This is a genomic window from Dyadobacter sp. 676, assembly GCF_040448675.1.
Lineage (GTDB): Bacteria > Bacteroidota > Bacteroidia > Cytophagales > Spirosomataceae > Dyadobacter.
In genome coordinates this window covers 1987211-2010363 of sequence record NZ_CP159289.1, presented here as the reverse complement: position 1 = coordinate 2010363, position 23153 = coordinate 1987211, and the positions used below count along the sequence as shown (strand labels likewise).

Below are 23153 nucleotides of genomic sequence, written 5' to 3'. Positions count from 1 at the left end.
TGACGGCGTGCTTTCGAAATGTCCTTATTATGATCTAACCTTAGATAACGCGTACGTTAACTGCGTTTAGGCCTTTTCTTCCATTTTCTACTTCGTAAGAGACTTTGTCATTTTCACGGATATCGTCCTGAAGACCTGAAACGTGAACGAAAATGTCTTTCTCACCATTTGATGGTTGAATGAATCCGTATCCTTTTGATTCATTGAAAAACTTTACTGTACCTTCTGCCATTAGAATTGATCTTATTATTTGTAAAAGCCAAATGTAGACATAAAATGCAGATTTGCAACATTAAAGTTTTTTTACCTTAGTGTTATTTCCGAATACCTGAATGCTTTTTTTACCATGCCGCTTATCCGATTTCAATCGAAAATATCCCCTTACTGGCTCCCAAACGGGCATTTTCAGAGTATTTACCCTGCGATTTTCCGGCAGATAAATGGTATACAATATTTTCGTGAAAAAATTGTAACTCCCGATGATGACTTCCTGAATCTGGACTGGGCGTACGCCGGAACCGAAGGCCCGAGGCCCCTGGTGGTCCTCTCGCACGGCCTCGAAGGCAACAGTACGCGCCAGTACATAACGGGTATGGTTAAACTCCTGACGTACCACGGGTTCGATTGCCTCGCGTGGAACTTCCGCAGCTGCGGTGGTGAAATGAACCAGACGGCCCGGTTCTACCACAGCGGTGCTACCGAGGACCTGGACGCGGTGGTTCAGTATGCATTCGAAAAAGGTTATTCAGATGTGCGGCTGATGGGTTTTAGCCTTGGGGGGAACCTCACGCTGAAATACCTCGGCGAAGCGGGCGCAGCCATCGACGGGCGCATTCGGGGTGGCATCGTTTTCAGCGTCCCGATGGATTTGAAAGCTTGCAGCCTGGCGATTATTGAGCCGAGGAACCAGATTTACATGCACCGGTTTTTGAATACATTGAAACCGAAAGTGGTGGAGAAAGCGCGTTTTTTTCCGGAAAGGATCAGTCTGGACAACCACCGGCTCGTGAGGACGCTTTATGATTTCGATGATATTTATACCGCACGGCTGCATGGTTTTGATGGCGCCGATCATTATTATGCGCAATGCAGTTCAATGCACTTTATCAAACCGATTTCGATTCCGACCATGATTGTGAATGCGGAGAATGACCCGATCGTGCCGTTCGAAAGTTTGCCCGTCGACGTGCTGCGATCGCATTCGCATGTGACTTTGATGGCTACGAAAGACGGCGGCCACTGCGGTTTCCGCCCCGCCCGCCTCACAGACGAATTCTATTGGTCGGAAAAATACGCCCTCCAATTCCTGACCAACCTCTAACAATCCCTGACTATCCTCCAACAATCTCTAACAATCCCTGACTATCCTCCAACAATCTCTGACAATCCCTGACTATCCTCCAACAATCTCTGACAATACCTGACTATCCTCCAACAATCTCTGACAATCCCTGACAACTCCCCGCCCCCGCGGACTTCGTCGAAGAATAAAACTGTTCCAAACATTATTTTGTTAGCTTCATATACCAATAGATTTTGGTAATTTTGTGGCCTGTTTCAGACAGGTCGGACCCTTAGAGATAAAAATTACGTTAACTCGATCATTTTTCAGTTATTTCCCGCTTCATGTCCACATTAACTCTCAATCCACCACCGTACATTATCATTGATTTCGACAGCACGTTCACGAAAGTGGAAGGGCTCGACGAATTGGCCGCGATCGCCCTCAAAGGCCATCCGGAGCGTGATCAGATTGTTCAGAAGATTTCTGACCTGACCAACAAGGGTATGAATGGCGAAATGTCGTTTGCGGATGGTTTGCGCCAGCGAATCGCCTTGCTGAAAGCCAATCGTTCGCATATTGAAGAGCTGGTTTCCTTCCTGCGCACGAAGGTTTCGGATTCGTTCAAGCGTAATACGCAGTTTTTGACGGAGAATGCGGAGCAGATTTTTATCGTTTCCAGCGGGTTCAAAGAGTTTATCGTTCCCGTGGCTACCGAGCTGGGCATCCTGGCGGATCATGTGTACGCGAACGAGTTCGTGTTTGACGAGGAAGGAAATATCATCGGTATCGACGAGGAAAACGTATTGTCCATGGACGGCGGAAAGATCAAGATCCTTTCTGCATTGAATTTGTCGGGCGACGTTTACGCAATCGGCGACGGGTATACGGATTATGAATTGAAGGCATCCGGCCTGGCCAATCGTTTCTATGCATTTACAGAAAACGTCGAGCGCCCGAAGGTTACGGCGGTGGCGGACCATATCGCTACTTCTTTCGATGATTTTCTTTTTGATAATAAATTCAGCAGAAGTCAGTCGTATCCGAAAAGCAGGATCAAGGTGCTCCTGCTCGAAAACGTTCACCCGGTAGCGCGCAAAGCTTTCGAGGACGAAGGCTTTAATGTGGAGTTCGTGAAAGGCGCCCTCGACGAGGACGAGCTTTGCGAGCGCATCAAGGACGTATCCATTATCGGTATCCGTTCCAAAACCACCATTACCAAGCGCGTGCTGGAACATGCGAACCGTCTGATGGCGATCGGTGCGTTTTGTATCGGTACCAACCAGATAGACCTGGACGAAGCGGCGAAAAAAGGTATCGCGGTGTTCAATGCGCCTTACAGCAATACGCGTTCGGTGGTTGAGCTCGCCGTAGGTGAGATGATCATGCTGATCCGTAATATCGTTGGCAAGAGCAATTCCATGCATAAAGGCATTTGGGACAAATCTGCGAACGGCAGCTTCGAAATACGCGGTAAAAAACTGGGTATGGTAGGCTACGGAAGCATCGGGACTCAGCTGTCGGTCGTGGCCGAAGCCCTGGGTATGGAGGTGTATTTCTACGATACAGTGGAAAAACTGTCGATCGGAAATGCCAAAAAAGTGAGCACGCTGGAAGAGCTTCTTTCGATCTCCGACGTGCTGAGCCTGCACGTGGACGGCCGTAAGGAAAATACCAACATGATCGGCAAGCGCGAATTTGATCTGATGAAGGATGGTGTGATTTTCCTGAACCTCTCACGCGGGCATGTCGTTGACATTAAGGCATTGGCCGACGCCGTGAAAAGCGGAAAAGTAGCCGGTGCGGGCGTCGACGTATTCCCGAAAGAACCGAAAACCAACGACGAAATGTTCGAAAGCGAGCTGATGGGCCTGCCGAATGTGATCCTGACGCCGCATATCGGTGGCAGCACCGAGGAAGCGCAGGAGAATATCGGCCATTTCGTACCTGCCAAATTGCTGGAATACATGAATAACGGAAGTTCTTACGGCAGCGTGAACTTTCCCGAAGTGCAATTGCCCAAGCTGAAAGGCTCGCACCGTTTACTGCACATCCATGCCAACGTGCCGGGCGTGCTGGCAAAACTGAACCAGATATTTGCCAAAAACAATATCAACATCACCGGGCAATATCTTAAAACCAACGAGCATATCGGCTATGTGATCGTGGACATTGCAAAGGATTATACAGAGGAATTTATCCAGGAAGTGAAAGAGGTGGAAGGAACGATCCGTTTCCGGATGCTTTACTAACATAATTCATGTGAATGGTCAGCTCGCCAAGGCTGACCATTTGCGTTTTACGACGGCTCATTCTCCTATTCAAGCATTCTTTATTCACCAATGTCATTAACTTTTTTCACTCCCGGTCCAGCGGCTCTGTACCCGACGTTCGAGCAGCATTTGAAGACGTTCGTCGAAAACCAGCTCGGCTCCATCTCGCACCGCAGCCAGCAGTACCGCGATTTGCATAAGTTTACCGTCGACCAGCTCCGTACGCTCCTCAACGTGCCCGACACGCACGCAATCCTGTTCCTGGGATCGGCATCCGAAGCCTGGGAGCGCATTCTGTTTAGCACGGTTGAACTGGAAAGCTTCCATCTGGTGAACGGCTCGTTTTCCAGGAAGTTCTACGACTATTCCAACGCGCTGAACAAGTATGCCCACAAGTTCGAAAAACCAATGGGAGAGGGGTTTGTGGCATCGGAGGTGGAAGTGCCCGAATATGCGGAACTGATTGCTACCACGCATAACGAAACCAGTTCAGGCGTGCAAATGCCGGTTGCGGAAGTCCATAAGCTGAAACAGAAAAATCCGTCGAAATTTATCGCTGTGGACATGGTATCGTCGGCACCTTACCCGGAGCTGGATTACAGCATTATCGACACGGCGTTTTTTTCCGTACAAAAAGCATTTGGACTGCCGGCGGGCCTTGGAGTGTGGATTGTGAGCGAACGGTGTCTCGAAAAAGCGAAAAGCATTCGCAACACCTATTCCATCGGCGCGCACAACGACTTGCCGACGCTCTGGAAAAATGCGCAGAATAACGAAACCCCTGCAACGCCGAATGTGATGGGTATTTACCTGCTCGGCAAGATTGCGGAGGATTTCAACCGCATAGGAGTGCAGCAGATCCGTAAAGAGACCGAACAGAAAGCGGGTTTGCTTTATAAGTTTATCGAAAAAACAGCGGGTTTTTCAGCATTTGTAAAGGACAAAGCTTTCCGCTCGCAAACCGTGATCGTAACCGATACCGAAGCTCCTTCGGCGGATATTATCGGGAAAATTAAAGAAAAAGGCATGGTAATCGGGAGCGGTTATGGCGCTGGAAAGGCCACACAACTCCGTATTGCCAACTTTCCCGCGACGTCTTTGGAAGAAACCGAAAAGCTGATCCACGAGCTCGGTAAGCTCTGAAAAATAGTTTGTGGAATAACGTTACCAAAAGGGTGTCCGAACGTGACAATGTTCGGCACCCTTTTCTTCTTTGAATTGAAGCGTAACGACATACTATGGAAATCAATACTGGAAGACATTTCTGATGATTTCCTCAAATTTTTCTCCGCCAATGCGGACACCTTTTCGACCTCGAAAAAGGTTTCGAATCCTCGGCGAGGAGCTCGAACAACTCTTCCTGCCCGATGCGGACCGGTTTGCTCCAAAATGTGTGGATAAACTCGTGAAAGTGCATTGCCGAAATACGATAGCCTACCGCTTCAATGGTATTTTAAGTATAAATTTTTAGCTTTATGCTTTCTTACGAAAACATTCAGAAGCGGTGATTCAGATTGCTACCTCAATGGGGGAAACCAAAGATCATGATCTATGGCAAGGGATTCGCATGGGCGACGAGCAAGCCTTTACGGCGATTTTTGAAAAATACCACCGCACACTTTATAACTACGGCAGCAAGTTATCGACTAATTCTTCGCTGGTAGAAGACGCGGTGCAGGATGTATTCATCGATGTATGGCGTTTACGGCAGAACCTGACGGAGAATGTCACTTCGGTTAAGTTTTACCTGTACCGGGCATTGCGGCGACGTATCCATGTGGCACTGGATAAATTTCCTTCGATGGAAGAGATCAGCGGGCTCGACGATGAGGACACACCCGCGAACCATACGCATTCCGAAGCAATCCTGATAGAGGTCGAGTCCTCGTCTATGCGTGCCCAACGTATTCAGGAGTTGCTGGCCCAGCTACCCGATCGGCAGCTCGAAGCGCTCACACTCCGCTATTTCGACGATTTCAGTATCGAGGAGATCGCCGATATCATGAACGTCAATGAAAAGTCGGTGCGTAACTTTATTTACAAAGCATTAACCTCGCTTCGCCAGAGCAGGGAAATTCTGCTGATTTCCTCGCTGATCCTCTGGTTGTTATTGGTTTTTTAAAATTTTTCTTCAAAAAAATTTCATTTTGAAGAGGTCAAATCAGCGTTTCGTCGCTCTGTACTATTGAACGACGATAACTGCATCCCCGCGAAACATGAAGCATGATCCTTATTCTCTGACCGAATTGATCAGAAATGAAGAGTTTATCGCCTGGGTAATGCATCCCGACGAACTCAGCGACCGTAAATGGCGGGCGTTCCTGGAAAAACATCCGGGGAAACGTAAAACGGTCGAATCGGCAAGAGAATACGTCATTTTGCTTGCGAAGGACACCGGAAGGCATCAGCCGACCAGAAAGCAGAGCGACCGAATGTGGAGCGTCGTAGAAAGCCATATGCATGACAGCATGCAAAAGGTGCCGGATGAAGAGACGGCTCCGGTGTTAAAGGCAACCCGCGGACACGGGTGGCGCTGGATGCGGGTTGCGGCTTCGGCGGCGCTCATACTGAGCATCGGTTCGGTGAGCTACTGGTTTTATTACAAAAAGGCCGAAGGTCCGGTGCAAATGGTAGCTGTGGGCGAGGAGGCGGATCCGCCCCGTACGATCCGGAGGTTCAACGATACCGACAAGCCAATGACGGTATTGCTGCAAGACGGAAGCTCGGTGGTGCTGCAACCCGGTGGCCAGCTGAGTTATTCCGAGGGATTGAATAAGAAGCGCAGGGAGGTAACGCTGACGGGCAAGGCGTTTTTTGAAATTGTAAAAAACAAGCAGAAGCCATTTCTGGTGTATAGTTACGGACTGGCTACGAAAGTACTCGGCACCAGTTTCACGGTCGACGCGTCTTCCGGGAGCAAGGATATTAAAGTGGAAGTACGGACAGGTACGGTATCGGTCTTTTCGATCAGTAATCTCGATAACAGCCGGAAAGAGGCCGTTCTCGACAAGCCGGAACTTGAAGGCGTAACACTAAGCCACGATCAGGGGATCGCATTTTCGAAGGAAAGCGGCAAGATCGTGCAGCTGCCTCCGGCCACGGCGGTGGGAGCCGATAAAGATGTTTCGAAGCAACAGTTTGTATTTGATGAAACACCGGTTTCGGAGGTGTTCGGGATACTGGAAAGTGTCTACAATGTCCGGATCGTGTACGACCGCGAAAAGATGGGCAATTGCCCGCTGAATGCCACTTTGATGGGACAGCCTTTTAAGGAAAAGCTCGAAGTGATCTGTAATGCGCTGGATGCGCAATATGAATTGGCCGACAACCAGATAACGATCCTGGGACGAGGATGTAAGTAGTTTTTAGACCCGACATATCAACATTTTCCCTTGAACGCCGCCTATGACGTAACGCTACCCTATTGCCTGAAAATAAAAAAAGATCAGCCATGTTCCAGCATGACTGATCCCGGGTTCCCCGACAGTAACGGACATTACTGCACATCCATCCGGACGATGGATGAACCGGGGAAGACTTCGTTGAATAATCTCCTTAAACAACAAATTCATTCAAAAATATGAAAAAAGTTCGACGACCTGAAGACTTTCTCATCAAGCTCATGCGAATCACATTTATACAATGCATGCTGGCTGGCCTGTTCGCGGGCATCACGTGGGCGAACGACGGGAGGGCTCAATCCGCATTGGGCCAGAAGGTTACCGTTGACATCCGGAACGAGGAGATCAAGACGATCTTCGCGCAGCTGGAAAAGCAGACCAACGCCAGGTTTATTTTCAGCTCGAAACTGATCCAGTCGGATCGCCGTGCTTCGGTGAAGGTCAGGAATGGCTCGTTATCGGCCGTGCTGGACGCTTTGCTGAAACCTCTGGATTTGCATTACAATATCAGGAACGACCTCATCGTGATCAAACCCGACCATCCGTCGCCAACTCCGGGGACGGTTTCAGAGGAGGTTCCGGTAGTGGAAATCAGTCCCGAAGTTGCGGACAAATCTGTTTCAGGCACTGTAAAAGATGAAACCGGGACAGGTTTGCCGGGGGTGAGCGTGGTATTAAAAGGCTCACAAACGGGCACTTCGACGGACGAAAAGGGCAGGTTTTCACTTAGCGTTCCGGATGGCGAACATGTACTGATATTCTCGTTTGTAGGCTTTTTGTCGCAGGAAGTGGTAGTTCCGTCGGGGCAGAATGTGGTGGATATTACTTTGAAAGTGGATAACAAGGCGTTGGAAGAGGTAGTTGTGGTAGGTTATGGCACGCAAAAGAAGGAATCGCTGACCGGTTCCATTGCGACGGTAACCGCCAAGGATATCGAGCGGGTGCACGGGGGTTCGACGGTAAGCTCCGGCCTGGCCGGTAAAATTCCCGGGGTAACCTTCCGAATGCCCGACGGCCGTCCGGGGGCGAGCGCCAACATCCAGATCCGAAACATGGGTAACCCGCTGTTTGTGATCGACGGGATCCAGCAGGACGCCGGGCAGTTCAATAACATTTCTCCGAACGATATCGAAAGCATTTCGGTACTGAAAGATGCTTCCGCGGCCATTTACGGGGTGCGCGCGGCGAATGGCGTAGTGGTTGTTACGACCAAGCGCGGTAAAATGGGTGCAAAAAACACGGTAAGCCTCGATGCCTACACAGGCTGGCAAAACTGGTCGCGCTTCCCGAATGTGGTAAATGACTCATACCAATGGATGCTCGGAAAAGCGGAAGCGGAGATGAACCAATATGGCAAAACTTCGATTACCCAGACCGAACTTGAAAAATACCGCGTGGGTACGGAACGTGGCTATCAGACATTTAACTGGAAAGATTTCATCATTAAAAAGAACTCCCCGCTGAGCTCCATTAACCTGAATATGACCGGCGGTTCGGACAAGATCAACTATTACATTTCAGCAACAAGATTACACCAGAACTCGGTACTCGGCCGCGAGTTTACTTTTGACCGTACCAACATCCAGAGCAATGTGGACGCCAAAATTACCGATCGCCTGAAACTCGGTGTGCAGATCAACGGCCGGATCGAGAAGCGCGACCAGCCCGGTATTCCCGGTGGCGACGATTACTGGCTGCCGCGTTTTGCGATCCTGCGTAACCGCCCGTTCGAACGCCCGTATGCGAACGATAACCCCGAATACCTGAACGATATCAAGCACAACGAAACCAACTGGGCGTACAATAACAAGAAACTCGGAGGCTACTGGACGGAATACTGGCGCGTATTGCAAACCAACTTTTCGGCGGAATATCAGATTCCCGGCGTAAAAGGCCTGAGCGCAAGAGGAATGTATTCCTACTACATCGCCGATCGCGTGATGAACGGGCACGAGTACACCTACAAGGCTTACACCTATAACCCAACGGACGATACGTACACCGTAACGGGCGGCAGCACCAACCCGTGGCGGGAACGTGGTACCAAGAAAGTTATGCGTAATGTGTATCAGGGACAGCTGGCCTATAACAATACATTTGGCAAGCACACCGTCGGCGCGACTTTCGTGTCCGAATGGCAGGACGAGCAGACGCAGGAGCAATGGGTGCACGCGGTGCCCAAAACCAACGCACTGCCGTTGATCTACTTTCCTACCATGGATACCTACAACGACAGTGATACGGAGCTTGCGCGTATAGGGTATATCGGTAGAGTGAATTACGATTATGCCGGCAAGTATTATCTGGAAGTTTCGGCCCGGCGTGACGCTTCCTGGAAATTCGCGCCGGATCGTCGTGTAGGTTTCTTCCCGTCGGCTTCCGTCGGTTGGAGGATTTCGGAGGAGGATTTCTTCAAAAACCTGGTGGGCGACCATAGTGTCCTCGACGATCTGAAGTTCAGAGGGTCCTACGGTATCCTGGGAGATGATAATATTCTTTTTAACAACGATCCCAACCGGCCGCTGAGTCCGTATGCCTATTTGCCGGGTTATGACTACAACAAAGGCAATGTGATTCTGAGCGGTAATGCGGTCGTTACGTCGCGTGATAAAGGACAGATCATCAACAATATTTCCTGGTTTAAAAGCAAAATCACGGATATCGGTGCCGATTTTTCTTTCCTTGGAACAAAAATCACCGGTAGCGTCGATTACTTCTACCGCCTTCGCACCGGGCTGCTGGGCCGCAAATACGATATTCTCGTACCCAGCGAACTGGGTTATGCTTTGCCCGACGAGAACGTGAACAGCGATTCGCAGCAGGGCTGGGAGGGCGCGCTTACCTACAACGGCAAGGCGGGAAGCGTGAATTTCTCCATAGGCGGAAACGTGTCGTTCGCGCGAAGCAAATTCGTGTCGTCCTACAAGCCGATTTTCAACAACTCCTGGGACCGTTACCGTGCTTCGGCCGAGGATCGTTACACCGGTATTTTCTGGGGACTCGAGGCTATCGGCCAGTTCCAGTCGCAGCAGCAGATCGCCGAATATTCCGTGAATATCGACGGCCAGGGCAACCGCACATTGCTGCCGGGGGATTTGATTTACAAGGATATCAATGGCGATAAGGTGATTAACGGCCTCGACGAAAGACCGATCGGCTACAATGCGACCGGCCAGCCCAACGTCAACTTCGGACTGAACTTTTCGGTAAGCTGGAAAGGCATCGGGTTCAATGCGGATTTCTCGGGTGGCGGTATGTATTCGTGGAACCAAAACTACGAACAGCGCTGGCCCTACCAGAACGAGGGCGCCTTGAACAGCATCTTCCTCGACCGATGGCACCGCGCCGATCCGTTCGATGTGAATAGCGAATGGATTCCGGGAAAATACCCTGCGTTGCGCTATAACGACGGCGGGCATTCCAATTACCGCAACTCGACTTTCTGGCTGCACAATGTGAAGTACATCCGCGCCCGCACGATCGAGCTGAGCTATTCACTGCCAAAATCGGTCCTGGAAAAACTGCGCCTGCAACGTGCCCGCTTCTACATCAACGGCTATAACCTGTTCTCGATCGACAACCTGAAAGAATACGGTGTAGATCCCGAGATCCAGGACGATAACGGGCTGCAATATCCGCAGAGCAAGTTTGTAAACGTAGGCATCAACCTATCTATTTAAACCGACTGGAATCCAACATGAAAAAGATATTTCAAGTATTATCGATTGCCGTATTGACATTAGGTTGGAGCTGCAACGACGACGAGTTTCTGAACCGCCCGCCGACCGACCAGCTTTCGGAAGAACAGATCTGGACGGATGAAGGCCAGGTGCTGTCGGTGCTGGGCGACCTTTACAACCGTTATGTCGATATCTCGACCTTCAAGACCATCAACGACGTTCCCGGCTGGACAACCGTGGCCGATTTCAATGAGGCATTCTGGTCGGAAGCAGGGCGTTACAATAACTTCCAGAACAGCGGCTGGGACCTGAAATCGTGGGCGGCCTGGGATTACGGTTACATTCGGGAAATGAATTTGTTCATTCAGAAATGCGCCGTTGCCGACAAACTCAGCCCGGCTGTCCGCGATCGTTACTTGGCCGAGGCCCGCTTTCTGCGCGCATCCTACTATTTTGAACTGGTGAAAAGAATGGGCGGCGTGCCGCTGATCCTCGAACCGATGGTGTACGATTTCAGCGGGGACCCTTCTTACCTGCAGCACCCGCGTGCGAAAGAGTCGGAGATTTACGATTTCGTGATCAGAGAGGCCGAGGAAATCAAGGACAAGCTTCCCGCAACACCGGGCGAAAAATCGCGGGCGACCAAAGCCGCTGCATTGGCAATGGAAGTGAGGGCGGCCATTTACGCGGGCTCCATCGCAAAATATGGAGTGAATACCCCGCAGGTTGCCCTGCCGGGCGGAGAAGTGGGTATTCCGGCTAATATGGCCAACGGGTATTATACCAAAGCGCTGGCGGCGGCAAAGGAGATTATTTCCGGCAACGCGGGCGCCTACGGATTGTATGCCAAAAAACCTGATCTGTCCGAAAACTTCGCCAGCATCTTCTACGATAAAGCAAATAACCCGGAAGTCATTTTTGTGGAGGATTTCAAATTGCAAAGCGGTAAAGTACATTATTTCACCGGCTGGAACCAGCCGCGCTACGGGGCAGAAGAGGAAGAAGGCGGGCGTATCAATCCTTCGCTGAATTTCGTGGAGGCATTTGAAAAACTCGATAACACCTTCGCGCCGATCCCGGCAACCAATGCAAACGGGACACCGGTTTACTACACTGATCAGACCGATATCTTCGCGGGCCGCGACGCGCGCCTCGGCGGGACGGTAATGTTGCCCGGTACTACGTTCAAAGGGCGGAAAGTGGACATTTGGGCCGGTTATCAGCTCGCGAACGGCACCATTATCAGTGGCGACGACCGCGGTGCGCAGAAAACACTTCCCGGCAAAACGGTGCCCGAGCAGGTAGTAGGTTTCGACGGCCCGATCGACGGTTTCGAATTCACCGCGCAGACGGGCTTCTATCTCCGTAAATACCTGGACCCGGTCGTTGGGTCGGGCCAGCGCGGGGTGAACAGCGAGGTGTGGCTGGTTCGCTATCGCTACGCCGAAGTACTGCTGAATGCGGCGGAAGCCGCATTTGAACTCGGCCAGGCTGCGGAAGCGGCCGGTTATATGAACCAGGTTCGGGCCCGCGCCGGTTTGGTAACGCCATTAAAAGCCTCCGAAATCAATTTCGACCGCCTTGTACATGAGCGCCGTGTGGAGCTGGCATTCGAAGGACATTATTTGTACGACATGAAAAGGTGGCGTATCGCACATCAGATCATGGACGGCAACGCGATCACCGCAGCCGATCTTTCGAAAGACCTTGGAAAAGCTACCAAGCGCAATACGCAGCCCTGGGGATTGTGGTCCTACAAAATTTATGATCCCGGCTCGCCGAATAATGGCAAATGGATTTACAAGCCGGTAAAACTGAGCCGTGTAACCGGCGCCGACCGGTTCCAGCTCGGAAACTATTACTCCTACATCGACGATGCCATTATCAGTAACAACCCCAAGCTCGTCAGAAATCCGAACCAATAGGCCATCACATTCAAACGATACGATATCATGAAAATCAGATTTCATATAATGCCGCTTGTCGCGATGATTGCGTTTTTGGCGGCTTGCCAAAAGGACAATTATACCGAACCGAAATCGACGCTGTCGGGTCAGATCGTGTACAAGGGCGAGCCAATTGGCGTGGAAGAAGGGCAGGTACGGCTGCAATTGTGGCAACCCGGTTTCGGGAAACTGGCGGCTATCGACGCACCGATCGCGCAGGACGGGTCCTATTCCGCGGTTTTGTTCGACGGGAATTACAAACTGGTTTTTCCCAAAAACCGCGGACCATTTAAAACGATAGCCAAAGACGCCACCGCCAAAGACACCTTGTTCGTGAGCGTTTCGGGCAACCAGAAGCTCGATGTGGAGGTGATGCCGTACTATATGATCCGTACACCGCAGTTCTCAGGCGGCGAGAGCAAGGTGAATGTTTCACTCAAACTCGAAAAAATCCTGACCGGCACCGAGGGTAAAGATATCGAAAGAGTCTCGTTATATGTGAATAAAACAGATTTCGTGGCGCGTGCCACCAACGTGGCGGTTACGGACATGCCCGGAGCTGACATCAAAGACCTGAACGCCATTAACCTCACAACCACCGTACCTGCGCTTTCACCTGCGCAGAACTACGTTTTCGCGAGAGTAGGCGTGAAGATCAAGGATGTGGAGGACATGGTTTTCTCACCGGTCCAGAAAGTGAATTTGTAGGGTAAATACCCACATTAAAACCGAAACTTTTTCTTAAAAAAACAATTTGAATGAGGAATTACATTGCACTCCTGCTTGTCGGGCTTATGGCGCTGGCATGTGCAAAGGGTAAAACGGGAGCGCCGGTCGTCGGGAGGCCGGACCCCAAAGCCGGCGCCCCGAAAGGCCGGCGTGCCGAAGTATTGTTCCTGGGGCATAACAGTAAGCATCACGATTCGGGCAAGTATGCCCCCTGGCTGGCAGTGAAGCTGTTCAAAAGCGGCATTAACATGTCGTACACGGTCGATCCGAACGATATCAACCCGGAGAACCTGGAGAAATACGACGGACTCATCATTTACGCGAACCACGATTCGCTCCCGCCATCCCAGGAAAGTGCCATGAAAGCGTTCGTCGAAGGCGGGAAGGGACTTATCCCGATCCATTCGGCTTCGGGCTGTTTCAGGAATTCTTCATGGTATATCAACACCGTTGGCGGGCAGTTTGCTTCCCACAAGACAGGTACATTTAAAAACACTATTCTGAAACCGGAACACCAGGTCATGAAAGGCATTGCCGCCTTTCAGACCTGGGATGAAACTTACGTGCACAAAAACCTGAACCCTGACAGGATTGTCCTTGGCGAACGCGTAGAAGGCGACGTGCACGAGCCCTACACATGGGTGCGCAACGAGGGCAAAGGCCGCGTTTTTTATACCGCCTACGGCCACGAGGACAGTACCTGGACCAACAAGGGCTTTCTGGACCTCGTGAGGAACGGCGTGTTGTGGGCCATTGGCGACGAAGTACAGGCGCAAATCGCCGCACTGAACCTGCCCGACGTCGATATTTACCAGTCGGATACTATTTCGCATTATACCCGTCGCCATGTGGTGCCCAAAATGCAGGAATCGTTGTCGCCGACCGAATCGAACAAGCTGACGCAGGTCCCGCCGGGGTTTGAAATACAACTTTTTGCCTCCGAACCCGACATTACCAATCCCATAGCGATGTCGTGGGACGAGCGTGGCCGTCTTTGGGTGGTCGAGTCGGTGGATTACCCCAACACATTCAAGGAAACCGACGGTGCGGCCAACGACCGCATTAAAATTTGCGAGGATACGAATGGCGATGGCAAAGCCGACAGGTTTACCGTGTTCGCCGACAAGCTGAATATCCCCACGAGCATGGTTTTCTCGAATGGCGGCATTATCGTTTCCATGGCGCCGGATTTCGTTTTTATGAAAGACACCAACGGCGACGACGTGGCCGATGTAAGGGAGGTGATCATGACGGGCTGGGGCAAGAACGACACCCATGCCGGGCCCTCGAACCTGCAATATGGTTTCGACAATAAAATCTGGGGCGTACTTGGCTACTCGGGCTTCAATGGAAGCATTAACGGTAAAAAAATGACTTTCTCGCAGGGCGTTTATCATTTCAGTCCGGACGGCAGGAATTTCGAATACCTCGGAAATAGCAGCAATAATACCTGGGGGCTGGGCTTCACAGAGGATAACAATGTTTTCCTTTCAACCGCCAACAATACGCACAGCGCGTTCTTTTCGATGCCGGGACGATTAATGCAACGTTCTTTGGGCGAAGAGCAGCCATCCGTACAAGCAGTTCAGAAAATCGATGGACATTACGATGCCCATGCTGTGACGCCTAATTTGCGACAGGTGGATGTGGTAGGAGGGTTTACTTCGGCCGCCGGTCATCATTTTTACACCGCACGCAGTTTTCCGAAAGATTATTGGAACCGTGCCGCGTTCGTCGCCGAACCGACTATCCGTTTGGTACACAAAGCCATCCTTGAACCGGACGGCGCAGGTTTCAGGGAAACCGACGGCTGGAATTTCATGGCCAGCTCCGATGAATGGTTCGGACCGGTGCAAGCCGAAGTGGGCCCCGACGGCGCGGTGTGGATTGCCGATTGGTATAATTTCATTATCCAGCACAACGTGTTCGTGCCGGCGCAATCGCCTTCGAAATTCATCCTGCCCTTCGAAGAGCAGCCGCATGGCCCCGGCAATGCATTCAGCAGCCCGATGCGGGATCTGACCCACGGCCGTATTTACCGGATTGTTTATAAAAATGGCCGGAAATCAGCTCCGCTGAAACTTTCAAAAGACGATCTGCCGGGACTGGTAGCCGCCCTGGAAAACGACAATATGTTCTGGCGGATGACCGCCCAACGCTTGCTCGTGGAGTCGAAAAAACTGTCGGTGCTGCCGGATTTGTACAAAATCATCAATAATCCGAAAGTCGATGAAATTGGGTTGAACAGCCCTGCTGTACACGCACTATGGACACTGCATGGCCTGGGTGTGCTGGATGGCTCGAATGCGGAGGCGTTGCAAGTCGTAAACAGGGCACTGGCCCATCCGGCCGCAGGTGTACGCAAAGCAGCGGCCAGCGTATTGCCGAGGCAGGAGCAGAGTTTTGAAATGCTGAAAAGAAGCATGAAGGACGCCAACCTGAATACCCGTCTGAGCGTATTTGTGGCCATTGCCGAACTGCCCGCCTCCGAAAGGGCCGGGGCCGCCATTTACCAGGCTTCCCTCGATGAGCAGAATGCGAAAGATCCCTGGCTTTCACGGGCCATTCTGGCGGCGGCCATACAACACGAAAAGGGTTTTCTGGCAGCATCCGTCAGCCAATCGCGGTCTTCCGCATTGACCACGCAAATAGCCGGGGCATTAACCAGGGAAGTGTACCCGCTTGGAAGAAGGAACACGCTGCAATTCCCGCCGGATATTTCGGGTAAAGAAATCACCATCCGCGCCACCATTACCAAAAGCCGCGACCGTGCGTTGCAGGGTTTCATTGTCGGCCAGGGCGGAAAAAGCGACGGTTATGCATTGTACATCCAGGGCGGAAAACTCATTATGGCCGTAAAACAGCACGGAATGCTAAGCCAGGCAGCCACAACCGGTACATTGCCCGATAAGTTCGATGTGGTGGCGAGCCTCACGCAAGGTGGCAATATCCGCATTGAAATCGACGGAAAAGAAGCGGCCACGGGCAAGGCACATATGCTTTTTAATGCGCCGCTGAACAACCCGGTGCGTACGGGCGAGGACATGGAAGCCGACGAGATCGGCGACTACGACGGGCGATTCGGGTTTGTGGGTAATTTTCAAAAAGCATCCCTGGAACTGAACCGCCCGAACGAAAGCGTTGGCAATACCACGGCAGCCGCGAAACCGGCTCCTGAAACGAAGGCTTCTAATGCGACGGTGATCGAACTGAAAGTGGAAAAAGAGATTATGCAGTACGACAAAAAGCTGATCACCGTGAAAGCCGGGCAGAAAGTTGCGATCAACCTGGAAAACCCGGACGGTATGCAGCATAATCTGCTGATTATCAAGCCGGGAACATTGCAGAAAGTAGGGAAGGCGGCCGACGAGCTTCTTACGAATCCTAAAGCGGCCGAAATGCAATATGTCCCGCGGATCCCAGAAGTGCTGTTCTCGACGAAACTGGTTAATTCGGGAGAAACCGTTACCCTGGAATTCACAGTACCAAACGAACCGGGCGACTATCCCTACGTATGCACATTCCCCGGCCACTGGCGCGGCATGAACGGGATTTTACGTGTGACGAAGTGAGCTGATGAGTTTATGGTTATGAGTTGTAGAGTTCATGAGTTTAGAGTTAAAAGTTTAAGCTCATGAACGTCTGTAAACTGATAAATCGCCTGAACTCGTAGATTCCCGAACCTAAACTCTGAACTCAAAAACGCCAACCTCACAGAACCTTAAGCCCTAAACTAATAAACTCTAAACTAATAAACTCTAAACTAATAAACTCTAAACTCAAAAATGAAGCGTTCAATATTGAAAATCATTGCCGCATTCCTGGCCGTGTTAATCATAACGGGCAATAGCATAATGGCGGAATCGAACCCGGGGGAGAAGAAGGCAATACGCGTGCTGCTGGTAGGTGGCGGCGCGTCGCACGATTTCGACCGGTGGTATAAGCAGGAAGATGTGCAGACGCTGCAAAAAGGCGGCCTTGCTTCGGTGGAGTATACCGACAACCCGACGACTATTTTGCCAAAGCTGAACGATATCGACGTGTTGTACCTTTCGAACAACCAGCCCATAGCCGACAAAGCGACCCGCGAAGCGATTTTCGCTTTTGCAGATGCGGGAAAAGGCCTGGTGCTGGCCCACCCCGCGCTTTGGTACAACTGGGCCGACTGGCCGGAATATAACCTGAAACTGGTAGGAGGCGGGTCGAAAGGGCATGACAAATACGGGCCGTTTGAAGTAACGATTACCCGAAAACATCCGGTAACCGGAGGTGTCCCTTCGAGTTTCCAGTTGGACGACGAGCTATATTACTTCAAACCGGACCCTGCCGGAACGCCCATCGAAGTACTGGCAACCGCCAAAGCCGAATCCTCGGACAAAGTTTTCCCCAGTGTTTTCATTGTGAAGCATCCCAAGGCGAAAATAGTGGGAATAGCACTGGGCCATGATGCCAAATCGCACACGATCGGGCCTTATCAGACAATTTTAAGAAATGCCGTTGAATGGGCGGCTGGAAATAAATAAGAGGCTCTCTTGAAAATAATGCAGATAAAATCCGAAAAAGATCTCAAATAAAAAGAGTCATACACTTAAAAAGCAAAGCAAATCAATCCATTGGCCCCGGGTTCAACCCGGGGGCGACTTTAAACAACATAGAAATGAGCGACAAGCAAATTACAGTAGTTATCGTGGGTATGGGTTTCGGGAAAGAATTTATTCCTATTTATCAAAGCCATCCGAACATCAAAGCCGTAGGGATCTGTACGCGCAGTAAGCAAACCCGCGACGAGCTGACTGCTAAATTCAATCTGGACCCTAACCTCGTTTTCGAGCACTTTGAAGACGTTCCCAAGCGCGACGATGTGGATGCTATCCATGTGGTAACGCCCGTGCCCGACCATGCACGCATGACCCTGGCATCCCTCAACGCCAATAAGCACACCGCCTGTACCATTCCAATGGCGATGACCGTCGAGGACTGCAAAGCCATTGTAGCGGCCAAACGCCGCTCGGGCAAGGTGTATATGATGATGGAAACCGCGCTCTACACCCGCGAATTTCTCTATGGTCTCAATCTGGCACGAACCGGCCAGTTGGGGCGTATTCAGTTCGTGCGCGGTTCGCACATTCAGGATATGAGCATGGAAGGCTGGGGCGAGTACTGGAAAGGCTATCCGCCGATGCTGAACGGTACGCATGCCATTTCCCCGCTTTTAAAAATCAACGACACCATTGCCGAAACCGTCGTATGCCACGGTTCGGGGCGTTTGAGCGATGATCTCGCAAGCCGCTACGGCTCACCATTCGCAGTTGAAACAGCCACATTTACCTTAAAAGGCACCGACGTAGTGGCCGAAGCCACCCGCTCGTTGTTCGATGTGGTGCGCCAGTACCGCGAGAGTTACGATGTGTACGGCACCAAAATGTCGTTCGAATGGGAGCAATTGCAGGATGAGCGGCATGTGATCTTCGATGGCGGCGAAAATGCGGCCCGTGTCGATGTGCCGGATACCGACGAGCTGTTGATCGGGCCTATCAAGCATTTTACCAAACGCGAAAAGATCGACGACCCAAACCATGTTTCCTTTTTGCAGGGAGCCGGCCACGGCGGTTCGCACCCGCACCTGGTACAGGAGTTCGTAGCGGCGATCGTGGAAGGCCGCGATTCGGCGGTGGATGCGGCGCTTGCGGCCAACTACACCTGCGCGGGCATTTGCGCGCACGAGTCGGCGATGAAGGGCGGCGTCCGGATCAGTATCCCGAGTTTTGAAGAATAAATAATCCTGAATACGGGCCAGGCTTCAAAAACCTGGCCCGTTGCTAAAACCAGCCCTTATGCTATTCGGAGCCAGTACATTTCTCTGGGTATCCCCATTCTCCACAAAAAATGCCGATCTGCTTTCCAAGGTCAAAAATATCGGCTACGATATCATCGAAATAGCCGTGGAAGATACCCGCATCATCGATTGGGAACTTATCAGGGCCATTGCCCGCGATCTCGACCTGAAAATCACAATCAGTGGCGCATTCGGTCCCGAGCGGGATATTTCCAGCACCGAGCCTGCATTCCGCGAAATCGGCAAACAATACATTATCGACTGCATCCGCATTGCCGAACAAATGGGCAGCCCTGTTTTCGGCGGGCCTTTGTACTCGGCGGTGGGCAAGACCCGCATTGTTTCCGAAGAGCAAAAGAAACAGGAGCGCGGCTGGTGTGTGGACATTTTAAAAGAAGTAAGCCAAATCGCGGGCGATTGCGGGATAGCGCTCGGTCTCGAGCCTTTGAACCGCTTTGAAACGGATATGGTCAATACCGTAGACCAGGCATTGTCCATTCTTGCCGAAGTAGGCAGCCCGCACCTGAAAATCGTGCTCGATACTTTCCATTCCAATATCGAGGAAAAAGATATTCCCGCTTCGATCAGGAAAATCGGAAAAGATTTGCTTTGTCATGTACAAGGTAACGAAAGCGACCGCGGCACGCCGGGTACCGGCCATCTGGAGTGGCCGGGTATTCGGGAAGCACTTTGTGATATAGGTTACGAAGGTGCGGTGGTGATCGAAACCTTCGGCCAGCCTTCGAAAGAACTGGCACGGGCCGCCTGCATCTGGCGACCGCTTGCCGGCAGTGCCGATGAGCTGGCGGAAGAGGGCCTCGCTTTCTATAAAAAAATGTTAGTACCAACGCCATCTGTCATCAATGCGTAATATCCTGCTTGTTTTCCTGTTGTTGTCAGCGGTAACGCTGGAAGCACAGATACCGGTCGATTTGAAAGGCTTCGATCAGAAACACGGCGTCAAGGCAGCCGTAAAAGGCGCGTTGCTGAATATCGAATGGCCCGCAGGGAACGCGGAGACAGGCAGAATTTCTATTGATTTAAACAAAACAAATGCGCTGATAGGTAACCTGGGAATTGGTACCGCCGAAAAGGAATACACGATCGCCCGTAACCTCGATCCGGCCATAATTCTGACCGTAGGCAAACGCGACCTCGTTTCACAGAACGGCTGGAATATTTTCTTTGACAAGACCGCTTACCTGAAATACCGGAGCTATGCGGTCGGGCTCGACAAAACCGACGTAAAGGTGATCAGCAATGGCTCCCGCACCGAAATTACTGTCAATGGCGCCAAAGCCGGGCCATTTTCAGGAGCTGTTCAACTTACACTATATCACGGAAGCCCGCTCATGAACGTGGCCGCCGTGCTGAACACCAACGTCGACTCGCTGGCGGTTGTTTACGACGCCGGACTGACCTCCCGCGATGTACCCTGGGAAAGACTTTTCTGGGCCGATACCGGGGATTTCGTGCGGGATGTAGCGGTAAACAAAACGGACACGGTAGAAATGACGGCCGTCAAGTACCGGACGATCATTGGGCAGGGGAAAGAAGGAAATCTCGCCGTTTTTCCGGCGCCACACCAGTATTTCTACCCGCTGGATAATTGCTATAATCTCGAGCATATCTGGTATGGCACGAATTACCGCAATTTGCTGCCGGGCTTCGGTATCGGCATCCGGCACGACCTGCTCGGTGATCGCCGCTGGGTACCGTGGTTCAATGCACCGCCGGGGACACTGCAGCGGTATCATTTCTTCTGTTTGCTGAGCCGCGAGAAAGACGGCAAAGTGCTCGAAAACGTGAAGGCGTTCACACATTCCGATAAATACCAGCCGCTGCCGGGCTATTATACGATGTCGAGCCATTTTCATCAGGAACACGTGGACGACGTGCTGACGCGCAAACCGTTGCCGGATATGCCCGGCTTCGTGAAGGCATTCCGGAATACGGGCGTGAACATCGTGCATTTGGCCGAATTTCATGGTCCGGGCAGCCCGCGAGGCCCGGAAGCGAAGCGCTGGCCAGAGCTGAAAACGATGTTCGCGGAATGTGCACGGCTGTCCGGGGGGAATTTTCTGTTGTTACCCGGAGAGGAACCCAACAATTTCTTTGGCGGGCATTGGATGAATATTTTTCCAAAACCGGTTTATTGGCTTATGTCCCGCGAAAAAGACCAGCCATTTGTAGAAGATCACCCCGAATATGGCCGGCTTTACCGTGTTGGTAACAAGGAGGAAATGCTGAAATTGCTCGAAATGGAAAACGGCCTCGCGTGGACCGCCCACGCGCGCACGAAAGGCTCCACCGGTTTCCCTGACAAGCACAAGGATGACGCATTTTACAAATCCGACCGTTTCCTTGGCGCTGCCTGGAAGGCCATGCCGGCCGATTTGTCGCAACCAAAACTGGGTAAGCGAGTGCTCGATCTGATGGATGACATGGCCAACTGGGGCTACAAAAAGAATGTCCTGGCAGAAGCCGATCTCTTCCGCGTCGAGCCGGATTATGAACTGTACGGGCACTTGAATGTCAACTATTTGCAGCTCGACCAATTGCCCCGTTTCGAAGACGGATGGCAGCCAGTACTGGACGCGATGCGGAAAGGTAAGTTCTTTGTCACAACGGGCGAGGTGCTGATTCCCGCATTTAAAGTCAACAATGCGACCGCAGGGGAAACGGCCAGGCCCGACGCGAAAGGCAACGTGGAAATCAGTCTGGATGCCGGATGGACTTTCCCGCTTAATCACGCGGAGATTGTCTCCGGCGACGGCAAAGAAGTTTACCGCGATATTATTAATCTTAACGACACACAGGCATTCGGCCGGAAGAATTTTAAATTTGCCCAAAATATGAAAGGCCGGAAATGGCTGCGGGTGGAGCTCTGGGACGTTGCCGCAAATGGGGCGTTTACCCAGGTCATCTGGCTCGAATGACCACATTAAACCAAATCTGAAATGATCAGACCGCTTTTATCGATACTGTTACCACTTATGCTCACGGGGACCGGCCCGGGTGATAAAGAATATAAAAACCCTGTTTTCGAACCGATTCTGGCTGACCCGACGGTCGTGAAAGGCGACGATGGCCTGTTTTACGCCTATGGGACGCAGGACGATTGGGGCGATGGCAAGGGCTCGCGGCTTATTCCCATTGTCCGTTCAAAGGACCTTGTGCATTGGGATTATGTGAAAGAAGCATTTACAACCAGACCTGCCTGGAAAGAAAAGGGCGGCATTTGGGCGCCGGATGTGGTGAAAGTAAACGGGAAATACCACATGTACTATGCCTACTCGACCTGGGGCGACGTAAACCCGGGCATCGGACTGGCGATTGCGGATACGCCTTCGGGGCCGTTCGTGGACCATGGCAAGTTGTTTAACAGCCAGGATGCGGAAGTGCCCAATTCCATCGATCCTTTTTATCTCGAAGCGGATGGTAAAAAATACGTTTTCTGGGGCAGTTTTAGTGATAAGCCCACGCAGGGAACCTACGGTGCGGAACTGTCGGCCGATGGCAGGTCGGTACCGGACGTCTCCAAGAAATTCAAAGTGGCCGCAGGGGATTTCGAGGCGGTAATGATCCAGAAAAAGGGAGATTACTATTATTTTCTGGGTTCAAAGGAAAGTTGCTGCGAGTATGAAAAAAGTAAGTACCATGTACGCGTAGGACGTTCCAAAAGTATTTTTGGCCCGTTTGTGGATCAGGATGGAAAAGATTTGAAGGAACGCGGTGCAGGAACGATATTGCTTCACGGAAACGATGTGTACGCGGGGCCGGGACATAATGCACGTTGGGTAACCGACGATGCAGGTGACGATTGGCTCTTGTATCACGCGATCAGCAAGGCGGAACCAAGGGTATCCAGCGGCGCGAATCGTCGTGTATTGATGCTGGACAAATTGATCTGGAAAAACGGCTGGCCTGAAATTTCAAACGCGGAGCCAAGTATAGAAAACCGGCCCGCACCTCTTTTTAAATAACAAAACCAATTCTAAACACC

15 protein-coding genes are annotated in these 23153 nt (G+C 51.5%); 14 read left to right on the top strand and 1 reads right to left on the bottom strand.

Features of this window, described 5'->3' with window-relative positions:
- Positions 1-40: 40 nt before the first annotated feature.
- Positions 41-232, bottom strand: coding sequence for a cold-shock protein (locus ABV298_RS09015; RefSeq protein ID WP_015814130.1), 192 nt, complete (start codon positions 230-232; stop codon positions 41-43).
- 114 nt (positions 233-346) lie between these two features.
- Between ABV298_RS09015 and ABV298_RS09010 the strand changes: the two genes are divergently transcribed.
- The 14 genes from ABV298_RS09010 to ABV298_RS08945 all read left to right on the top strand — a co-directional run bounded on the left by ABV298_RS09010 (position 347) and on the right by ABV298_RS08945 (position 23133).
- Positions 347-1321, top strand: a complete 975-nt coding sequence (locus ABV298_RS09010) for an alpha/beta fold hydrolase (RefSeq protein WP_353721810.1) — start codon at positions 347-349, stop codon at positions 1319-1321.
- A gap of 305 nt (positions 1322-1626) precedes the next feature.
- Positions 1627-3534: a phosphoglycerate dehydrogenase gene (serA, locus tag ABV298_RS09005; RefSeq protein ID WP_353721809.1), complete on the top strand. Its 1908-nt coding sequence runs from the start codon at positions 1627-1629 to the stop codon at positions 3532-3534.
- A 90-nt stretch (positions 3535-3624) separates the two neighbouring features.
- The gene (locus ABV298_RS09000; RefSeq protein ID WP_353721808.1) at positions 3625-4698 is read left to right on the top strand and encodes an aminotransferase class V-fold PLP-dependent enzyme; all 1074 of its coding nucleotides are present in this window, start codon (positions 3625-3627) and stop codon (positions 4696-4698) included.
- Positions 4699-5080: 382 nt separating this feature from the next.
- The gene (locus tag ABV298_RS08995) at positions 5081-5677 is read left to right on the top strand and encodes an RNA polymerase sigma factor (protein WP_353721807.1); all 597 of its coding nucleotides are present in this window, start codon (positions 5081-5083) and stop codon (positions 5675-5677) included.
- 94 nt (positions 5678-5771) lie between these two features.
- Complete coding sequence (locus ABV298_RS08990) at positions 5772-6917, top strand: FecR domain-containing protein (protein ID WP_353721806.1); 1146 nt, start codon at positions 5772-5774, stop codon at positions 6915-6917.
- A gap of 218 nt (positions 6918-7135) precedes the next feature.
- A complete protein-coding gene (locus tag ABV298_RS08985) occupies positions 7136-10636 on the top strand; it encodes a TonB-dependent receptor (protein ID WP_353721805.1) in 3501 nt (1166 codons plus the stop codon).
- 17 nt (positions 10637-10653) lie between these two features.
- Entirely contained in the window at positions 10654-12561 is a 1908-nt protein-coding gene (locus tag ABV298_RS08980; protein ID WP_353721804.1) for a RagB/SusD family nutrient uptake outer membrane protein, read from the top strand.
- A 27-nt stretch (positions 12562-12588) separates the two neighbouring features.
- The gene (locus ABV298_RS08975; RefSeq protein WP_353721803.1) at positions 12589-13290 is read left to right on the top strand and encodes a DUF3823 domain-containing protein; all 702 of its coding nucleotides are present in this window, start codon (positions 12589-12591) and stop codon (positions 13288-13290) included.
- 50 nt (positions 13291-13340) lie between these two features.
- Positions 13341-16883: a PVC-type heme-binding CxxCH protein gene (locus ABV298_RS08970; protein ID WP_353721802.1), complete on the top strand. Its 3543-nt coding sequence runs from the start codon at positions 13341-13343 to the stop codon at positions 16881-16883.
- A 213-nt stretch (positions 16884-17096) separates the two neighbouring features.
- Complete coding sequence (locus ABV298_RS08965; protein WP_353721801.1) at positions 17097-17834, top strand: ThuA domain-containing protein; 738 nt, start codon at positions 17097-17099, stop codon at positions 17832-17834.
- Positions 17835-17968: 134 nt separating this feature from the next.
- The gene (locus ABV298_RS08960; RefSeq protein ID WP_353721800.1) at positions 17969-19087 is read left to right on the top strand and encodes a Gfo/Idh/MocA family oxidoreductase; all 1119 of its coding nucleotides are present in this window, start codon (positions 17969-17971) and stop codon (positions 19085-19087) included.
- Positions 19088-19145: 58 nt separating this feature from the next.
- Positions 19146-20018: a sugar phosphate isomerase/epimerase family protein gene (locus ABV298_RS08955; RefSeq protein ID WP_353721799.1), complete on the top strand. Its 873-nt coding sequence runs from the start codon at positions 19146-19148 to the stop codon at positions 20016-20018.
- Positions 20011-22086, top strand: a complete 2076-nt coding sequence (locus ABV298_RS08950; protein WP_353721798.1) for a hypothetical protein — start codon at positions 20011-20013, stop codon at positions 22084-22086. Before ABV298_RS08955 ends, ABV298_RS08950 begins: the two co-directional genes overlap by 8 nt.
- Positions 22087-22107: 21 nt before the next feature.
- On the top strand, positions 22108-23133 hold the full coding sequence (locus ABV298_RS08945; RefSeq protein ID WP_353721797.1) for a family 43 glycosylhydrolase: 1026 nt from the start codon (positions 22108-22110) through the stop codon (positions 23131-23133).
- Positions 23134-23153: the final 20 nt, after the last annotated feature.